Annotated in this window: 12 protein-coding genes; 6 read left to right on the top strand and 6 right to left on the bottom strand. The window is 58.6% G+C overall.

Annotated features, from left to right (window positions below; translation table 11 throughout):
* Positions 1–24 precede the first annotated feature (24 nt).
* The 3 genes from ACI0FJ_RS13790 to ACI0FJ_RS13800 all read right to left on the bottom strand — a co-directional run bounded on the left by ACI0FJ_RS13790 (position 25) and on the right by ACI0FJ_RS13800 (position 2,428).
* Entirely contained in the window at positions 25–189 is a 165-nt protein-coding gene (locus ACI0FJ_RS13790; RefSeq protein ID WP_424304475.1) for a hypothetical protein, read from the bottom strand.
* A 512-nt stretch (positions 190–701) separates the two neighbouring features.
* A complete protein-coding gene (locus tag ACI0FJ_RS13795; protein WP_424304476.1) occupies positions 702–1,076 on the bottom strand; it encodes a RidA family protein in 375 nt (124 codons plus the stop codon).
* Positions 1,077–1,537: 461 nt separating this feature from the next.
* Positions 1,538–2,428 (bottom strand): LysR substrate-binding domain-containing protein, encoded by an 891-nt coding sequence (locus tag ACI0FJ_RS13800; RefSeq protein WP_424304477.1) that lies wholly within the window; start codon positions 2,426–2,428, stop codon positions 1,538–1,540.
* A gap of 131 nt (positions 2,429–2,559) precedes the next feature.
* On the opposite strand from ACI0FJ_RS13800, the gene ACI0FJ_RS13805 reads away from it, so the two are divergent.
* The 4 genes from ACI0FJ_RS13805 to ACI0FJ_RS13820 all read left to right on the top strand — a co-directional run bounded on the left by ACI0FJ_RS13805 (position 2,560) and on the right by ACI0FJ_RS13820 (position 7,949).
* The gene (locus ACI0FJ_RS13805) at positions 2,560–2,904 is read left to right on the top strand and encodes a carboxymuconolactone decarboxylase family protein (RefSeq protein WP_424304478.1); all 345 of its coding nucleotides are present in this window, start codon (positions 2,560–2,562) and stop codon (positions 2,902–2,904) included.
* A gap of 403 nt (positions 2,905–3,307) precedes the next feature.
* Positions 3,308–4,624 carry a methylenetetrahydrofolate--tRNA-(uracil(54)-C(5))-methyltransferase (FADH(2)-oxidizing) TrmFO gene (trmFO, locus tag ACI0FJ_RS13810; protein ID WP_424304479.1) on the top strand — a complete coding sequence of 439 codons (1,317 nt, stop codon included), beginning with the start codon at positions 3,308–3,310 and terminating at the stop codon, positions 4,622–4,624.
* 176 nt (positions 4,625–4,800) lie between these two features.
* Positions 4,801–5,970 carry a rhomboid family intramembrane serine protease gene (locus tag ACI0FJ_RS13815; RefSeq protein WP_424304480.1) on the top strand — a complete coding sequence of 390 codons (1,170 nt, stop codon included), beginning with the start codon at positions 4,801–4,803 and terminating at the stop codon, positions 5,968–5,970.
* A gap of 350 nt (positions 5,971–6,320) precedes the next feature.
* Positions 6,321–7,949, top strand: a complete 1,629-nt coding sequence (locus tag ACI0FJ_RS13820) for a DEAD/DEAH box helicase (protein ID WP_424304481.1) — start codon at positions 6,321–6,323, stop codon at positions 7,947–7,949.
* A gap of 498 nt (positions 7,950–8,447) precedes the next feature.
* Here ACI0FJ_RS13820 and ACI0FJ_RS13825 read toward each other — a convergent pair whose 3' ends face one another.
* Genes ACI0FJ_RS13825 through ACI0FJ_RS13835 form a run of 3 tightly spaced genes read right to left on the bottom strand, consistent with a single transcriptional unit; the run spans position 8,448 to position 13,009 of the window.
* Entirely contained in the window at positions 8,448–9,860 is a 1,413-nt protein-coding gene (locus ACI0FJ_RS13825; protein WP_424304482.1) for an efflux transporter outer membrane subunit, read from the bottom strand.
* An 18-nt stretch (positions 9,861–9,878) separates the two neighbouring features.
* A complete protein-coding gene (locus ACI0FJ_RS13830) occupies positions 9,879–11,834 on the bottom strand; it encodes a MacB family efflux pump subunit (protein ID WP_424304483.1) in 1,956 nt (651 codons plus the stop codon).
* Between the two features lie 2 nt (positions 11,835–11,836).
* Positions 11,837–13,009 (bottom strand): efflux RND transporter periplasmic adaptor subunit, encoded by a 1,173-nt coding sequence (locus tag ACI0FJ_RS13835; RefSeq protein WP_424304484.1) that lies wholly within the window; start codon positions 13,007–13,009, stop codon positions 11,837–11,839.
* A 302-nt stretch (positions 13,010–13,311) separates the two neighbouring features.
* Between ACI0FJ_RS13835 and ACI0FJ_RS13840 the strand changes: the two genes are divergently transcribed.
* Complete coding sequence (locus ACI0FJ_RS13840) at positions 13,312–14,016, top strand: response regulator transcription factor (RefSeq protein ID WP_424304485.1); 705 nt, start codon at positions 13,312–13,314, stop codon at positions 14,014–14,016.
* Entirely contained in the window at positions 14,016–15,488 is a 1,473-nt protein-coding gene (locus ACI0FJ_RS13845) for a sensor histidine kinase (RefSeq protein ID WP_424304486.1), read from the top strand. The genes ACI0FJ_RS13840 and ACI0FJ_RS13845 overlap by 1 nt, the downstream gene beginning before the upstream one ends.
* The last annotated feature ends 108 nt before the right edge of the window (positions 15,489–15,596 follow it).

Consider the following 15,596-nt stretch of genomic DNA (forward strand, 5'->3'; position numbering starts at 1 on the left):
AAAAAATGGACATTCTCTGAGAGGTTAGTCCGCTACGTTACTTTTAGCCTGGTGGATGTTTTCATATTCCACCGGGCTTTTATAACCGATTCCGGCATGCCGCCGTTTCCTGTTATAAAATCCTTCCAGGAACATGAATATATCCAGTTTGGCTCCGGGAGCTTTGTCGGTATTTACGTTTGTAGGCATGTTGTCTCCTTTGTTTGCGAATTTTGTTTCACTTCAAGAAAATCGTATTGCAACTTTTGTCTTTGTGTTGATAATTTTTTATCATAGCAGTTTGAATAATTCGAGCATTTTTTGATATATTTATTCAAAAGCTAAAAAACTACGTATTTCAAATAAATAGAGTATATTTTCTAAGAAATTTGGAAATACTTAGGCAGTGTGGACAAGGGGGGGGGATTGGCAGCAGAGCCAAAAAAACGCTGTTTTTCCGTTGCCGGGAAAGGCGCCAGCGCGTTCCTGCTACGAAAAAAGGCCCTTCGCTCAAAAAGATGCAAAGGGCCTTGATTTTTTTGGGAAACAGCAGGGCTTTTGGGCGTGCGCTCTCTGATCAGTCTGCTGGTCAGCAGACTGCCCAGAGGGCGGCGACGGACGAGGAGAGCAAATCCGAGGAATTTTCCCCTTTTGGCCTATGGTGTTTCAGCAGAGGCAAGCACATGGGGTCGTCGAACGTATCCGGCGACCCCAACCAGGTGTTACTTCTCAGCAATAACCTCGATTTCCACCAATGCGTCCTTGGGCAGACGGGCTACTTCAACGCAGCTCCGGGCCGGAAAAGGAGCGCTGAAATACTCGGCATATACTTCGTTCATGGCCGCAAAATTGTCCATGTCGCTTAAAAATACCGTTGTCTTGATGACGTTCTTCATGCCGGTATAGACCTCTGCCAAAACGGCCTTTACGTTTTCCAACGACTGACGGGTCTGCCCGGCAATGTCTTTGGGCATTTTGCCGGTAGCCGGGTCGATGGGAAGCTGGCCGGATGTGAACAAAAGACCGGCAATCTGCATGGCCTGGGAATACGGACCTATGGCATCGGGTGCCTTGGTGGTTTCAACCTTGGTGGGCATGTCGAGTCTCCTTTGCTTGCTGTTTCTAGCGTCACCGTGGAGGTTTCTATTTACGTTCGTATCCCACTGTCAACTCAGGCGGCTGAGAAAGGCACAATAACTTCGTTGCTTCTCCATGCGGCTCAAAAAGATGCGCTAGCGGCGTTGTTTCATTTTTCCCAGAACCCTCGTGTATAAAAGAATACACTTCGGAACCTGTGAAAGACTCACGCCTTGCTTTCACACCTTTTTGAGCCGCCTGGAAGATAGGAGTTTAGGAGCACTGCCTTTTCTGTTTCTGCTTTTGTTTTCTTCATAAACCTTTCCCCCCAGCCAGCGTCCGAGGGCGCGCTAGTTTGGGCTCCGGCAAGGCGCAGGTGGTTTTCATGAGCGAGGACAGTATTTTTAGATACGGCCCGCGAAATGAAAATCGCCTGCAACGTAGCCGGTGTTCAAACTAGCGCGCCCTTCATTCCCGGCCTTCATTGGAAGGCACGGATGATATGGCTCGCGAGAGCATCCTGCACAGGTGCGGCGCTTTGTCCCTTGTCGCCTTGGGGGCGGGCAGGCACCTTGCGGTGCAATGTGACATTGGCGACAGGCAGGCGAGGGAAGCCGTCCGAACGGTCCAGAATGGTCACTCCTTCGCCCAAAGTGGAGCGGCCTATGGGGGCCACGGCCAGCCCTTGCCGCACCGCACCCAATATTCCGCCGACGCTGGGGGTGATGTAGGCAATGCGGTAGCTCCGGCCGATGCGCTCCAAGGCCTGTATGGCCCAGCGGCGGAACAGGCAGCCGTGGTGAAATACGGCCAGGGGAAGCGGGTCGCGCTTGTGTGCGTCGTGGTGCTGTGACGTCACCCAGACCGCAGCCTCCTGATAAATTATTTCCCCGTCCTGGCTGGTGCCGTTCTCGCTGTTGTATTCCGGCAGGTTGCATACGGCCAGGTCCAGCTCGCCCCGGCGCAGTTGCACAATAAGTTGGTCGCTGGGAGCGCTGACCATGTGCACGCACACCCTGGGATGGGTGGCGGCAAAGTCGGCCAGTACCTTGGGCAGCATGCTGCTGGCGTAGTCTTCCGGAATGCCCAGCGACACGTTCCCCTGCATTTCCGGGCTGGAAAGAACAGACAGCGCCTCCTGCTCCAGGCGGGCCATTTTTCGGGCATAGGGCAGCAGCAGACTGCCCTTTGCACTCAGGGATACGCCGCGTCCCTCGCGGATAAACAGCGCCTGCCCCACTTCGCTTTCCAATCGTTTGATCTGCAAACTCACTGCCGACTGGGTGCGTCCCACGCGCTCGCCAGCATGGGTGAAGCTGAGCGTTTCCGCCACTGCAATAAAGGTCTGCATCAGTTCCAAAGGCAATCGCACAGGATGGCTCCAATGAATAAGTATTTCTCATGGATTGAATAAAAACTATTCGTTTGTCAAATATATATTCTCTTTCTACCCTGCTTGCATTGGTTCTCTCATCTTTAACCTCGCAACCAAAGGATAGAACAATGGAAAACCAAACCGAATTGCGCCAGACCACCATTGATAGTTTTGCAGTTATCAAGGCCAGCTCCCCGGAATTCAAGGAGCATTACGAAGGCATCAATGCGGAAATCTTCAAGGACGGGTTTCTGACAGGCAAGGCCAAACGCCTTATGGCCCTGGCCGTGGGCATCAGCCATGGCTGCCGGGGGTGCATGCTCTTCCAGACCCTGGCCGCATTGGAGCATGGCGCCAGTGTGGACGAGATTCTGGAAACCTGCACTCTGGCAACCGTTATGGCAGGGAATATGGGTGGGGCGAATGCTTCACGCGTTGTCACGTATCTGCGCGAGCAGGGACTGGTAGACTAGCAGGCGGCTGAAAAAGGCCCGTCTGCTTCGTTGCTGCGGAAAATTAAAGTCGCTCGTGTACAAGAAGAGTACACGTCGCGATTGAATTTTCCTGGCGCCTCGCATCCAGACCTTTTTGAGCCGCCTGGAAGATTCCCGCCTCTTTTTTAATCTTCTTTTCTTCTTAAATTTATCGGTTCCCAGCCATCGTTTAAGGCCGTTCGAGTTTTGGTCCTGGCAAGGCACAACTATTTTTCGTGAGCGAGGACAGTATTTTAGATACGGCCCGCGAAACGAAAACTCGTTGTAACGCCGCCAGGACCTAAAATCGGACGGCCTTCATTCTCCGCTATTTACTTTGTGGGCATACCATGGGAGGAAATGACCATATTCACCCGGTTTACCGGGAATGGGAGTACAATACATGCAACACATTGCCGTTATCGGAGGCGGGCTGGCCGGATGCGAATGCGCCTGGCAGCTTGCCCGACACAATACACGGGTCACGCTGTTCGAGATGCGTCCCGAGCGTACCACCCCGGCCCACGAAACCGACCTGCTGGCCGAGCTGGTCTGTTCCAATTCCTTCCGCTCCAGCGAGGAGCTGACAGCCATTGGCCTGTTGAAGGAAGAAATGGCCTCCCTGGACAGCCTCATCATGCAGGCGGCGCGCGCTACTGCGATTCCGGCGGGCAAGGCCCTGGCCGTGGACCGCACCGAATTTGCCCGCTTTGTCACCAATGTTTTGGAAGAGCATGAAAACATCACCCTGATTCGCGAGGAAATCACCAGCCTGGAAGATCCGCGCCTGATGGATGTGGACAAGATTGTGTTGGCAGCCGGGCCGCTGGCAAGCGAGGCGCTTTCCGATGACCTGAAAAAGCGGATCGGCGACGGCAAGAATGGTGCTGGACTTTATTTTTACGACGCCATTGCCCCCATTGTGGACGCGGCCAGCGTGGACATGGACAAGGCGTTCTGGGGCTCGCGCTACCTGCCCGAAGATACGGACTACCTGAACTGCCCGCTGACCGAGCAGGAGTACAAGACCTTTGTGCAGGCCCTGGTGGACGGGGAAAAAGTCATACCGCGCGAATTTGAAAAGGAAATCCACTTTGAGGGCTGCATGCCTGTGGAAGTCATGGCCGAGCGCGGCGAGATGACCCTGGCCTTCGGACCGCTCAAGCCGGTTGGTCTGGTTGATCCCAAAACCGGGGAGCAGCCGTATGCCGTGCTGCAGCTGCGGGCCGAGAACAAGGACAAGACCGCTTTCAACATGGTCGGGTTCCAGACCAAGCTGACCTACCCGGAACAGAAGCGCATCTTCCGGATGATTCCCGGGCTGGAAGGCGCGGAATTTCTGCGGCTGGGGTCCATCCACCGCAATACCTATGTGAATGCGCCCGAAGTGCTGAACCCGGATCTTTCCCTGAAATCGGTTCCCAAGGTGCACCTGGCCGGGCAAATCACCGGTGTGGAAGGCTATTTGGAATCCGCGGCCTGCGGCATGTGGCTTGGCCTGCACCTGGGTGCGGGCGTGGGACACGCGCCCGAAACCACGGCACTTGGCGCGCTCATGGCCCATTTGCGCCGCCCGGTAAAGAAATTCCAGCCCAGCAATGCCAACTTCGGCCTCATGCCCGCGCTGAACCGGCGCGCTCCCAAGAAGATGCGCAAGGAACTCTATGCCGCCCGTACCCGCGAGGACTGGGCAGCCTGGCGCGGCGACCAGAACCTGTAGGACGTACATAAACAGTTGTTTGCAAGGCCATGGCGGAGGATTTCGCCGTGGCCTTTTTACATGCAGCCTATGCGGTTCGTGATATGCCAAACATATAATATGCGCCCGTACCCGGTATCTTCTATGGATGATTCAAGGTATGGTAGTCCAGTACACGTATGCACTGGAGATGCCTGATGTTTCGCCGCACGCCCGTGGTCAGATCGGAATACAGGGGACGCAGCCGGTCCCGCGAAGATTCCCCTGGTCTGTTGCGAAAGCCGGCCCGGGGGGCAGGCCAAAACCATCCCCAGCAGCCCATGAACGAGCCTGATAATCCGACGACTCCTCAGCCCCAAAACAAATCCATGGGCCATTCTTCCGGCGAGGTGTGGATCGACCTGCCCATTTCACCCCACGGCGAGGAGTGCGGGGCGCGGTCTTACAGGAACGGTGGCGACGAGGATGGCGGGTGCGGCGGTATGCAGTCCGTCAATTTGCCCATGGGGCTGCCCATGGAGTTGGCCAACGAGTGGTCGCTGGTATTGCAGTCCAGAGGGCTGGACCATTACATAGGGCGCACTCCCAAAGGGTGGACCGTGGCCGTGCCGCAGGCCGATCTGGACCGGGCCCTTGCTGAAATTTCCGCGTACGAGCGGGAGAACCGTCCACGCCGCCGGGCCGAGCTGCGGCGCGAATTTGCAGGCAGTGCGCGGGCAACCCTGCTGGTGCTGGCTTTGCTGTTTCTGTTCCACTCCCTGACCGGGGCGGTTCTGCCGTCCCTGGGGCTGTATCCGCACATCTGGATGAACCAGGGCATTGCGGACTCCCAGGCCATTTTGCACGGCGAGTGGTGGCGGGCGGTCACCGCCCTGACCCTGCACGGGGATATGGCGCACATTGCGGGCAACATCCTCATAGGCGGGGTGTTCATCGTGTTTGTCTGCCGCGAGACGGGCAGCGGCCTGGGCTGGGCATTGGTCATCCTGTGCGGTGTGCTCGGCAATCTTGTGAACGCCTGGGCACACGGACCGGGACACCATTCCATAGGCTTTTCAACTTCGGTTTTCGGAGCCGCCGGAATGCTTGGTGCCATGCGCGCGGTATTAGGACCAGGAATGCATGGCCGGGCGCGCTGGGTTCCGGTGGGCGCGGCAGTGGGGCTGCTTGCCTTGCTGGGGCTGGGCGGAAAGAACACGGATATCGGCGCGCATGTGTTTGGTTTCGGGCTGGGGTTGTTGTTCGGCCTTGTTGCGGGGTGGCTGCTGCGGCGCGGCACGCCGGGGAGAGCGGTCCAGACGGTTCTGGGCGTGAGCACGGCCCTGCTGGTGGTGGGGGCCTGGGCAAAGGCCTTGGGGATAATATAGTGTGATGCCCACCATGTTATGGGCCGCGCAGGCTGCGTCCTTTGTAATACAGCGAATGGAACGGACGCGAAACAAGGCCCGGGAAGATTCCTGCAAAAGGCGGGGGGTTGCTTCAAATGATTTGCTGACTTATTCACAGGGAGTTTGCAGCAATTATTTGCCCTGCATGAAAGCCGCGACCTGATTATAATATTTCATTCCTGTGCGCCGGTACCGTTCTTCCAATCCATTAAGAATGCGGCAACAGCAGCGAAGAACATCATGGAAAACGCGCTCCGCGACGAATGTCTCGTGGAGGCCATATTTTCCGGCCTGCCGGTGCGCAACACTCTAAGAGGTATATCTCATTTATGACAGACCAAGAAATTTCAACCACTGATTCGGGCCGGGACGTTTCGTCCGACGCGTCCGACATGCCGGAAAAGGAACTGCTTCCCGAGGCGGTTTTTTCCGAACTTCCCGAAAGCATACGCGAGGCCTCGGTTCGCGCCGGGTGGAACGACCTCATGCCCGTGCAGGCCAAGGCCATGCCGTATCTTTTGGAAGGGAAGGACCTCATGGTCCAGTCCCGTACAGGCAGCGGCAAAACCGGTGCCTTTCTTTTGCCTGCCCTGTACCGCATAGACCCGGATGATCCGGTCTGCCAGGTGCTCATTCTGGTTCCCACGCGCGAGCTGGCCAAGCAGGTGGCCCACGAAGCCCGCGTGCTGTCCAAAGACACGGGCATTCACGTTGTGGAGGTATACGGCGGCGTAGGCTACAAGCAGCAGACCGATGCCTTCCGCGAAGGCGCGCATCTGGTTGTGGGCACTCCGGGCCGTATTCTGGACCATCTTATGAACATCAACCTGCGCCTGGACGGTCTGCACACGCTTATTTTTGACGAGGCCGACCGCATGCTTTCCATCGGGTTTTACCCGGACATGAAGCAGATCCAGCGCTATATGCCCGATTACAAGCCCGCCACGTTCATGTTTTCCGCCACCTATCCGCCCAGTGTAAAGCGGCTTGGCGGCGAGTTCATGCACGACCATGAATTTCTCAGCCTTTCCAGCGACATGGTCTACGTGGCCAGCACGCACCACACCTATGTGAACGTGCCGCGCATGGAAAAGGACCGCGCCCTTATCCGGCTTATTGAAATGGACAATCCAGAGTCGGCCATCATTTTCTGTAATACCAAGGCCACGGTGGAGTATCTGGCAACCGTGCTCCAAAACTTCGGCTACGATGCCGAGGCCATTACCGCGGACCTGCGCCAGAACAAGCGCGAGCAGATTTTGGGCCGCAGCCGCGAAGGCAAGCTGCGCCTGCTGGTGGCAACGGATTTGGCCGCGCGCGGTATCGACATCCCCAACCTGTCGCACGTGTATATTTACGAACCGCCGGACGACCATGAAATCTACATCCACAGGGCAGGCCGTACAGGCCGCGCAGGTGCGGCAGGCAATGCCACCTCCCTGGTGGACACCATGGAAAAGGTCACGCTGGACCGCATTGCCCAACAGTACAGCATCAACATCGAAGAGTGCGCCCTGCCCACGGACGAAGATGTGGAAAAGGTTGTTTCCGAACGCCTTATCGCGCTTATCGAATCCAAGATGCGTAGTGTGACGGGCCTGCGTTCCGAGCGCATGCTCCGCTTTGTGAAACTTGCCCACGAGCTGAGCCAGACCGAAGACGAGATGCACCTGCTGACCATGCTTTTGGACGAATACTACCAGCAGTCCCTGCACGCGGCTCCGCCCGCCCCGCCCCTGGAAGATTCCCGTCCCGCCCCGTACAAGTCGGGCGGCAAAGGACGCGGAGACGGCGGCCGCAAGCCCAGACAGTCGTCGGGGCCCAAAGGCGGACCCAAGTCGTCCGGACCCAAGCCTGGGCCGAAAGGCGGCCCGAAGTCGTCTGGGCAGAATTCGGGGCAGTCGGACGGTGATGCGCAGAGGAAGAGGCGGAGGCGGCGCAAGCCTTCTGGGGAGTAGGGCTTTTGGGGGGTAGGGCTGCCCATAATAGGCAGCTAACTTCGTTGCTGCGGAAAATGAAGATCGTTCATGTGCGGAAGAGCACACTTCACGACTTCATTTTCCTAGCGCCTTGCTTTCTACCTGTTCTGAACAGCCCGCGAAGTAGGTTGGCCGTCCAGAACGCCACGCTAGCTTCGTTGCCGCGGAATATTTAAGCCACTCGTGTACGAAAAGAGTACACTTCGCGTTTAAATATCCCTTGCGCCTTGCTTTCGTACCGTTCTGAACAGCCCGCGCTATGGGGGGGAATGTTTATAACGGCACGCTAGCGGCGTTGCTTTCGTACCGTTCTCAACATCCCACGCTATTGGGCTGATACTTAAACAAACAAAAAGGCCGAAGAACTTATTACAGTTCTTCGGCCTTAAATATTGCGGGGTCCGGGGCCATCATGGCCCCGGTATAACTTTCTTCTCTATGTTCTTCTCTTTCTCTTCCCTTCTTCTCCCTCTCTTCCTACCCCTCTTTGCTTGTCCTCTCCACTTGTGCGGGCTGTCCGCCAAGGGCCTGGTATAAGGTCACGAAATTGACCAGTCGGTTATAGAGGTTTTCGGTCAGCGAGGCTTCGGCTGCGCGGCGGGAGTTCTGGGCCTGGAGCCAGTCTTTGAGTGTGCCGTATCCGGCTTTGTAGCGCACCTCGTAGATGTGTTCGACCTTGCGGGCGGCGGTGAGGTTTTCCTGGAGCATGTGGCTTTGGCGCTGCAGGACGGTGCGGTTGGACAGGGCGTTTTCAACATCCTTCATGGCCACGTACAGGGACTGGCGGAAGTTGATGACGGCCTCGTCGTAATCGGCCTTGGAGACGTCCTCGCGCAGGGTGAGGGTGTTCCAGTTGAGAAATGGCAGGGCGAGGTTGGTTGCCAGGGTACCGATGGGGTTTTCCAGCACGTCGGCAAGTTCGGTGCTGGAACCGCCCAGGCTGCCGGTGAGCGCCAGCGTGGGGTAGAAGTTTGCCCTGGCAACGTCGGTTTGGGCCAGAAGTTCGCGCAGTCGCAGTTCGGCGGCGCGCAGGTCTGGCCTGCGGCCCAGGAGCTGGGCGGGCAGCCCTGCGGGGATGGTCGGCATGGTGGCTACCTGGAGCACGTGCGGATCGGCCATAACTTCTCCGGGCGGCATGTCGAAAAGAACGGCCAGGGAATTGATGGCTTCCTGGCGGCTTTGCACAAGGGGCTGGCGCGATACTTTGAGCCCGGCCAGGGTCTTGAGCGCCTCGTTCACTTCCAGGTCCGTGGCGACCCCGTATTTTTCCTGGGACTTGACCAGTTGCAGGGTTTCCTCGGCGGATTTGATGTTCGCGGCGCTGAGGCTCAGGCGCACGTTGTAATAGGCTATCTGCCAGTACAGCTGCATGGTGGTGCCCACCAGGGAGAGGGCCGTGCTTTGGCGGTCCTGGTCCGTGGCTATGGCTTCCCATTTCTTGGCGTCGTAGGCGCTGGAGAGCTTGCCCCACAGGTCCACTTCGTAGCTTACCTGGAGGTTGGCGGAGTAGGAGTTGGTCCAGTCCGTATCGTGCGTGACTTCCTTGCTGTTGTTGCTTGTTCCCGTGGCGGAAAGGCCGGGGATGAGGTCGCGTTGGGCGATTCCGGCTTCCAATTGGGCCTTGCGCACGCGAATTGTAGCGGCGGCCAGGTCGTTGTTGCGGGCCAGGGCAAGCTCCACAAGGCTTTCCAGCTTGGAGTCGCCAAAAGAGGTGGGCCACTGGGCCGCATCGCCGACCAGGGAGTTTACAGCACCAGAAGTATTACCGGTCGCGTTCCAGCTGGCGGGGATGGTCAGGTCGGGCCTTTTGTAGTCCGTATGCAGTGCCGGGCCGCAGCCAGCCAAAAGCAGGGCGGCTGTAACGGCTATGATGATTTGCAGTTTTCGCATGGGGTGTATTCCTGTTTGCTATTCGCGGACCAGCGCGTCCACCGGGTCCAGGTAAGCGGCGTTGCGCGCCGGAAGATACCCGAAAACAATTCCGATGAGCGTGGAGCAGATAAAGGCGATGACCATGGAACTGGTGGAGTAGACCATGGTGAATTCGCTCCCTGCCTGGGCAATGAGCAGGCCGAGGCCGAGAGCCAGGCCTATGCCCAGCACGCCGCCCATCAGGCAGACCAGCACGGCCTCTATGAGGAATTGGCTCATGATGTCGCGGCGTCTGGCGCCCACGGCCATGCGCACGCCTATTTCCTTGGTCCGCTCGGTAACCGACACCAGCATGATGTTCATAACGCCTATGCCGCCCACCACCAGCGAGATGACGGCAATGGCCGAGATGAGCAGGGTCATGGTTTTGGTGGTGCTTTCCACGGTCTGGCGGATGGTGTCCGTGTTCATGAGAAAGAAGTCCTGCCGCTTGTGGCGCAGGGTAAGGACTTTTTTAATGCTTTGTTCGGCAGCCTGCATGGGGGCGTTGTCCGCCACGCGCACGGTGAGGCGATTCAGGTAGGACTGGCCCAGCATGCGGTACATGGCCGTGGTGTAGGGTACCCAGATGTTCAGGGCGTCGGGGTTGCCGAAAAAGGTTTTCTTGGGCGCGGTAACGCCGATGATGCGGCAGGGAACCTTGCCCAGGATGACGACCTTGCCGATGGGGTTTTCTGTTTCCTCGAAAAGGCGCTTGCGGGTGTTCTGGTCTATGACCGCCACCAGGGCGAGGCTGCGCACCATGTCGCGGTTGAAGGCGCGGCCCTGGCCCAGCTTGTAGCCGTAAACCCGGAAGAAATCGTCGCCCACGCCGTTGACCGTGGCTGTAACGTCCACGTTGCGGTAGAGCAGGTCCACGGAGGTGGAAACCTTGGGCGTGACGCTGTCCACATAGGGCTGGCGTGCCAGGGCGTCGGCGTCCGCGGCCATCAGGGTGTGGATTTTGCCGGAGTGGCGGTCGCCAAAGCCCTTGCCCGGAAAGACGTCGATGACGTTGGTGCCGATGGCGCTGATGTCCTTGAGGACCTGTTGTTGCGATCCCTGACCAAGGGCGACCACGGAGACAACCGAGGCAATGCCGATGATGATGCCCAGCATGGTCAGAAAGGTGCGCAGCTTGTGCGCTCTCATGGCGGAAAGGGCCATGCGCAGCAGTTCGAAGGGACCGTCCAGCCAGCTCATGACGCCCTTGTGGTCGGGCAGCGTGGAGGCTGTGGAGGCGGTGGAGACGGCAGGAACGGCCTCGGGATTGGGATTTTCGTGGTCGGAAATGATTTCGCCGTCGCGGATTTCTATGATGCGCCGGGCATAGGCGGCCACTTCCATGTCATGGGTGACCACGATGATGGTATGGCCTTCGGCGTTCAGCTCGGTAAGGAGCTTCATGGTTTCGTGCCCGCTGGCAGTGTCCAGCGCGCCGGTGGGTTCGTCGGCAAGGATGACCTGCCCGCCGTTCATGAGGGCGCGGGAAATGCTGACGCGCTGCTGCTGCCCGCCGGAAAGCTGGCCAGGGCGGTAGTTTATGCGGTCGGCCAGGCCCAATCGGCTCAGAAGCTCGGCAGCCCGCTTGCGGCGCGCGCTTTGGTCCATGCCCGCGTAAATGGCAGGCATTTCCACATTGCCCAGGGCCGTAAGCGACGAAAGCAGATGGTAGCGCTGAAAAATGAAGCCGAAGTGCTCGCGGCGCAGCCGGGCCAGTTCGTCGGCTTCCAGCTCGCTCATGTCTTTTCCGGAAATGCGGTAGGTGCCGCTGGTGGGGTGGTCCAGGCAGCCCAGAATATTCATGAGCGTGGACTTGCCAGACCCTGAAGCGCCGACAATGGCGACCATTTCTCCGGCTTCTATTTCCAGGCTTATGTCCTTGAGCACCGATACGGTGGTCTCGCCGGAAGGGTATTCCTTCCCGAGGGTGCGAAGTTGCAGCAGGGCCATGGCTACAACCTCATGGGGCCGCGGCGGCGCAATACCGACGTGGGATCGGCCTCGCCCAGAATGACCTCGTCTCCCTGGTTGATTCCGTCGAGTATCTGGACGTTGACATTGTCGCTCAGCCCGGTGTGCACCGTGCGTTTTTCCGGTTTGCCTGCCGCGTTCAGCACGCGCAGGGTATACTCTCCCGGAGCCTGCTTTTTGCCCAGGGCGATGGCCGGAACAACCAGGGCGTTTTTGGCTTCGGCTAGGGTTATGACCACTTCGGCGGTCATGGAAATGCGCAGCTTGTGGTCCGGGTTGGGCACGTCCAGCAGGGCGTTGTAATAGATGGCCTTGTCCGTGCTGGAGGTGGCCGAGGTGGTGGTTTCTGTGGCGATGGAATCGGGCGCGGGTTCGATGCTGCGCAGGGTGGCCGCGTATTCGTTGTCCGGCTCGCCCAAAATGGTGAAGCTGGCCTTCTGCCCCGGATGCACGTTGACCACGTCGGCTTCGGAAATTTCCGCCTTCACGGTCATGGTGTCCAGCTGGGCCAGTTTGACGATGGTCGGGGCCTGCTGGGCCGCGTTTACGGTCTGGCCTTCCTTGGTCACCACGGCCACGATAACCCCGTCCATGGGCGCGACAATGGATGTGTAGCCCAGGTCTATCCTGGCCGTGTCCACCTCTATGCCCGCGGAAACAATCCGGGCGTCCAAGGCGGCGATGTCGGCCTTGGTCTGGGCAAGGGTGGACTGGGCGTTCTCATAGTCCTGCCGGGAAGTGGCTTTGGCATGCAACATGCCTTCCTGCCGGGCAAATTCGGATTCGGCCTGGCGGAGCACGGCGAGCTTGGCGGCCCGTTGCGATTTGACGTTGTCCAGCTGTGCCTGGGCCGTGCGCAGCGCGTTGCGCTGGGGTTGGGAATCTATCTCCGCGATAAGGTCGCCCTTTTTCACCTTGTCGCCCAGGTCCACCTTCAGGGACTTCACCTGGCCGGAAACCTGCGCGCCCACGCTGACCTGCTGGAAAGCTTCCAGGGTGCCGGTTGCCAGGACGGTTTCGCGTATATCGCCGGTGTCCGCCTTGGCCGTAAGATAGCTCACCGGCTGCGGCGCGGGAAAGAAAATCAGTTTTGCTCCAACGCCCAGACCGGCCAGGACCACGGTAACGAGCGCGAGTTTGAGAAACCTGTTCATATATTGCTCCTGTGATCTTATCTGTGTGGGAGGGGAACGTACGGTCTTGGCCGATTGTTCCGCGTACAGCCTTGTGTCGGGCCCGTTCAATTGGTGTCATCATAAATGGAGCTGTACACGCGACACCCGACATGGTGCGCGATCCCCTGCAAAATAGATATGTGTATTTCGCAGCCATCACACTGGATATAAGCCTTTTTGGCATGGATGGGAGTTAAGGCTTTGCCAGAAAAGTGTAAAGTGTATGTAAAAAGCGGGCGCAGGGGTTAGCGCTTCGCTGCAAGATGTGTCAAAGGATGGGTATGAAGGCCACACGTATTCTTATAGTCGATGACGACGTGGATCTCGCAAACCTGCTGACCGAATATCTTGAGGCCGAAGGTTTCGAGACCGATGCCGTGCACAATGGCAGAGAGGGAACCACTGCCGCACTTTCCGGAAAGTACGATCTGATCATACTGGACGTCATGCTGCCCGACCGGGGCGGCGTGGAGGTGCTGCAGCAGATTCGTCAGACCAGCCGGGTGCCGGTGATCATGCTTACGGCCAAGGGCGACCATGTGGACCGCGTGGTCGGCTTGGAAATGGGCGCGGACGATTATGTGCCCAAGCCCTGCTACCCCCGGGAGCTGGTGGCCCGTTTGCGCGCGGTGCTGCGGCGCTCCGGCGGTGAAGGGAGCGAAGATGCACAGCCCGAGGATGTCTTCCGACTGGGCCGGTTATGCATGCATGTGCCCCAGCGCACTGTGGACTGGGACGGGGAGCCGGTGGAGCTGACCACCACGGAATTCAATTTTCTGCACATGCTGCTGCGTGCCGACGACAGGGTGGTGACCAAGGAAGAGCTTTCCGAGCGCGTTCTGGGCCGCGTGCGCGAACCGTACGACCGCAGTGTGGACGTGCACATGAGCCATCTGCGCCGCAAGCTGGCCGATGCGGCCGGAAGTGCGGACGATGTCGTGGCCATCGAGACCGTGCGTGGCATCGGCTACAAGGTGCTGCGCTGATGCGTCTTCGCCTCCGTCTGTTCTGGAAAATTCTTTTCGGCTTCTGGTTCACCTTTATCTGCATTGTGGAAGGGGTCTGGGTGGTTTTCACCCTGTACAACATTCCCCGCTTTCGGACGGAAATCCGCAGCTACGCGCACAACCTTTCCGAGACGCGTCTTGCCTCGGCGGAAACAGCCCTTCGCCTGGGCGGGGAAGACGGGTTGCGTGCTTTGCTCGCCTCCTGGCCCGAGGAAGAGAGGGTACGCCTCACCTTTGCGCCTGTTGGTGCGGACGAAGGGGAAAATTGGCTGGGGCCCAATGTGTCGGTGCTCGCGTCCATGAAAGTACCGGGGAAAGTACCTGGGAAAGTACCTGGGAACGTACCGGGGTATATTGCGCGTATTGTGAAGGAGGAGGGAAAGCCCGAAAGGCGCATCATTTCCCGCAAAGTACCCCTTGCCGACGGCACCATCGTCCGCATTATCTACGACAGGACGGACATGCTGCCCAGGCCGCCCAAACACGGGCCGCTCCATATTCCCGTAGAAATGGTCGTATTCGGCGTGGTCGGCGGGCTGCTTTTCAGCGCCCTGCTGGCCTGGCACCTTTCCAGGCCCATCTGGCGGCTGCGCAAAGGCTTTACCCAGCTGGCGGGGGGCAATCTGGACGTTCGTCTCAAGGGGCTGATGGGCCGCCGCCGCGATGAAATAGCCGATCTGGCCCGGGACTTCGACAGCATGGCCGAACGGTTGCAGATCCTTGTCGAGTCGCGCGAACAGATGCTCTACGATGTTTCGCATGAACTGCGCTCCCCCCTGGCCCGGCAGCACATTGCCATTGGCTTGGCCCGGCAGAATCCCCGGCGTACGGAAGCTCTGCTCGACCGCATAGAGCGCGAGTCCTCGCGCATGGACGAGCTGGTGGGCGAACTGCTCACCCTGTCGCGCGTGGAGGCAGAGGAAAGCGTGTTGGAAGAATATTTTGATCTGCAGGGGCTGGCCCGCGTGGTTGTGGACAACACCCGTTTCGAGGCCGAGAAGGACGGCGTTTCCATACAGATGCACCATGTACCGGAAGACGAGCTTGCCGAGATTTCCACCGTGCGTGGCGATGCCGAACTGGTGCGCCGTGCCCTGGAAAACGTGCTGCGCAACGCCGTGCGCCACAGCCCGCCCGGCTCCTCCGTGGTGGTGAGCGTAAAGGTAGATGCTGCCATGAACAGCTGTGCCATAACAGTGGAGGACAGCGGCCCCGGCGTTCCAGAGGAATCGCTCAAGCGGATTTTCGAGCCGTTTGTGCGGCTGCGCACCGCAGAAGGCGGAAAACCCGCCGTTAAGGTGAACAAGAAGGGGACTAGTCAGGGGGCCGGGCTGGGGCTTGCCATTGCCAGCCGCGCCATTGCCGCACACAAGGGCAAGATTTATGCGGCCAACCGGAGTGAGGGGGGTGGGTTGTCTATAACAATGGTTCTTCCATTGGAGGGTGGCTGAAAAAGGCGCGATAACGGCGTTGCTGCGGAATATTTAAGCCGCTCGTGTACGAGAAGAGTACACTTCGCGTTTAAATATCCCTCGCGCCTGGTTCTCGCACTTTTTTGA

The sequence above is a fragment of the Desulfovibrio sp. 7SRBS1 genome (assembly GCF_049723905.1).
Taxonomy (GTDB): Bacteria; Desulfobacterota; Desulfovibrionia; order Desulfovibrionales; family Desulfovibrionaceae.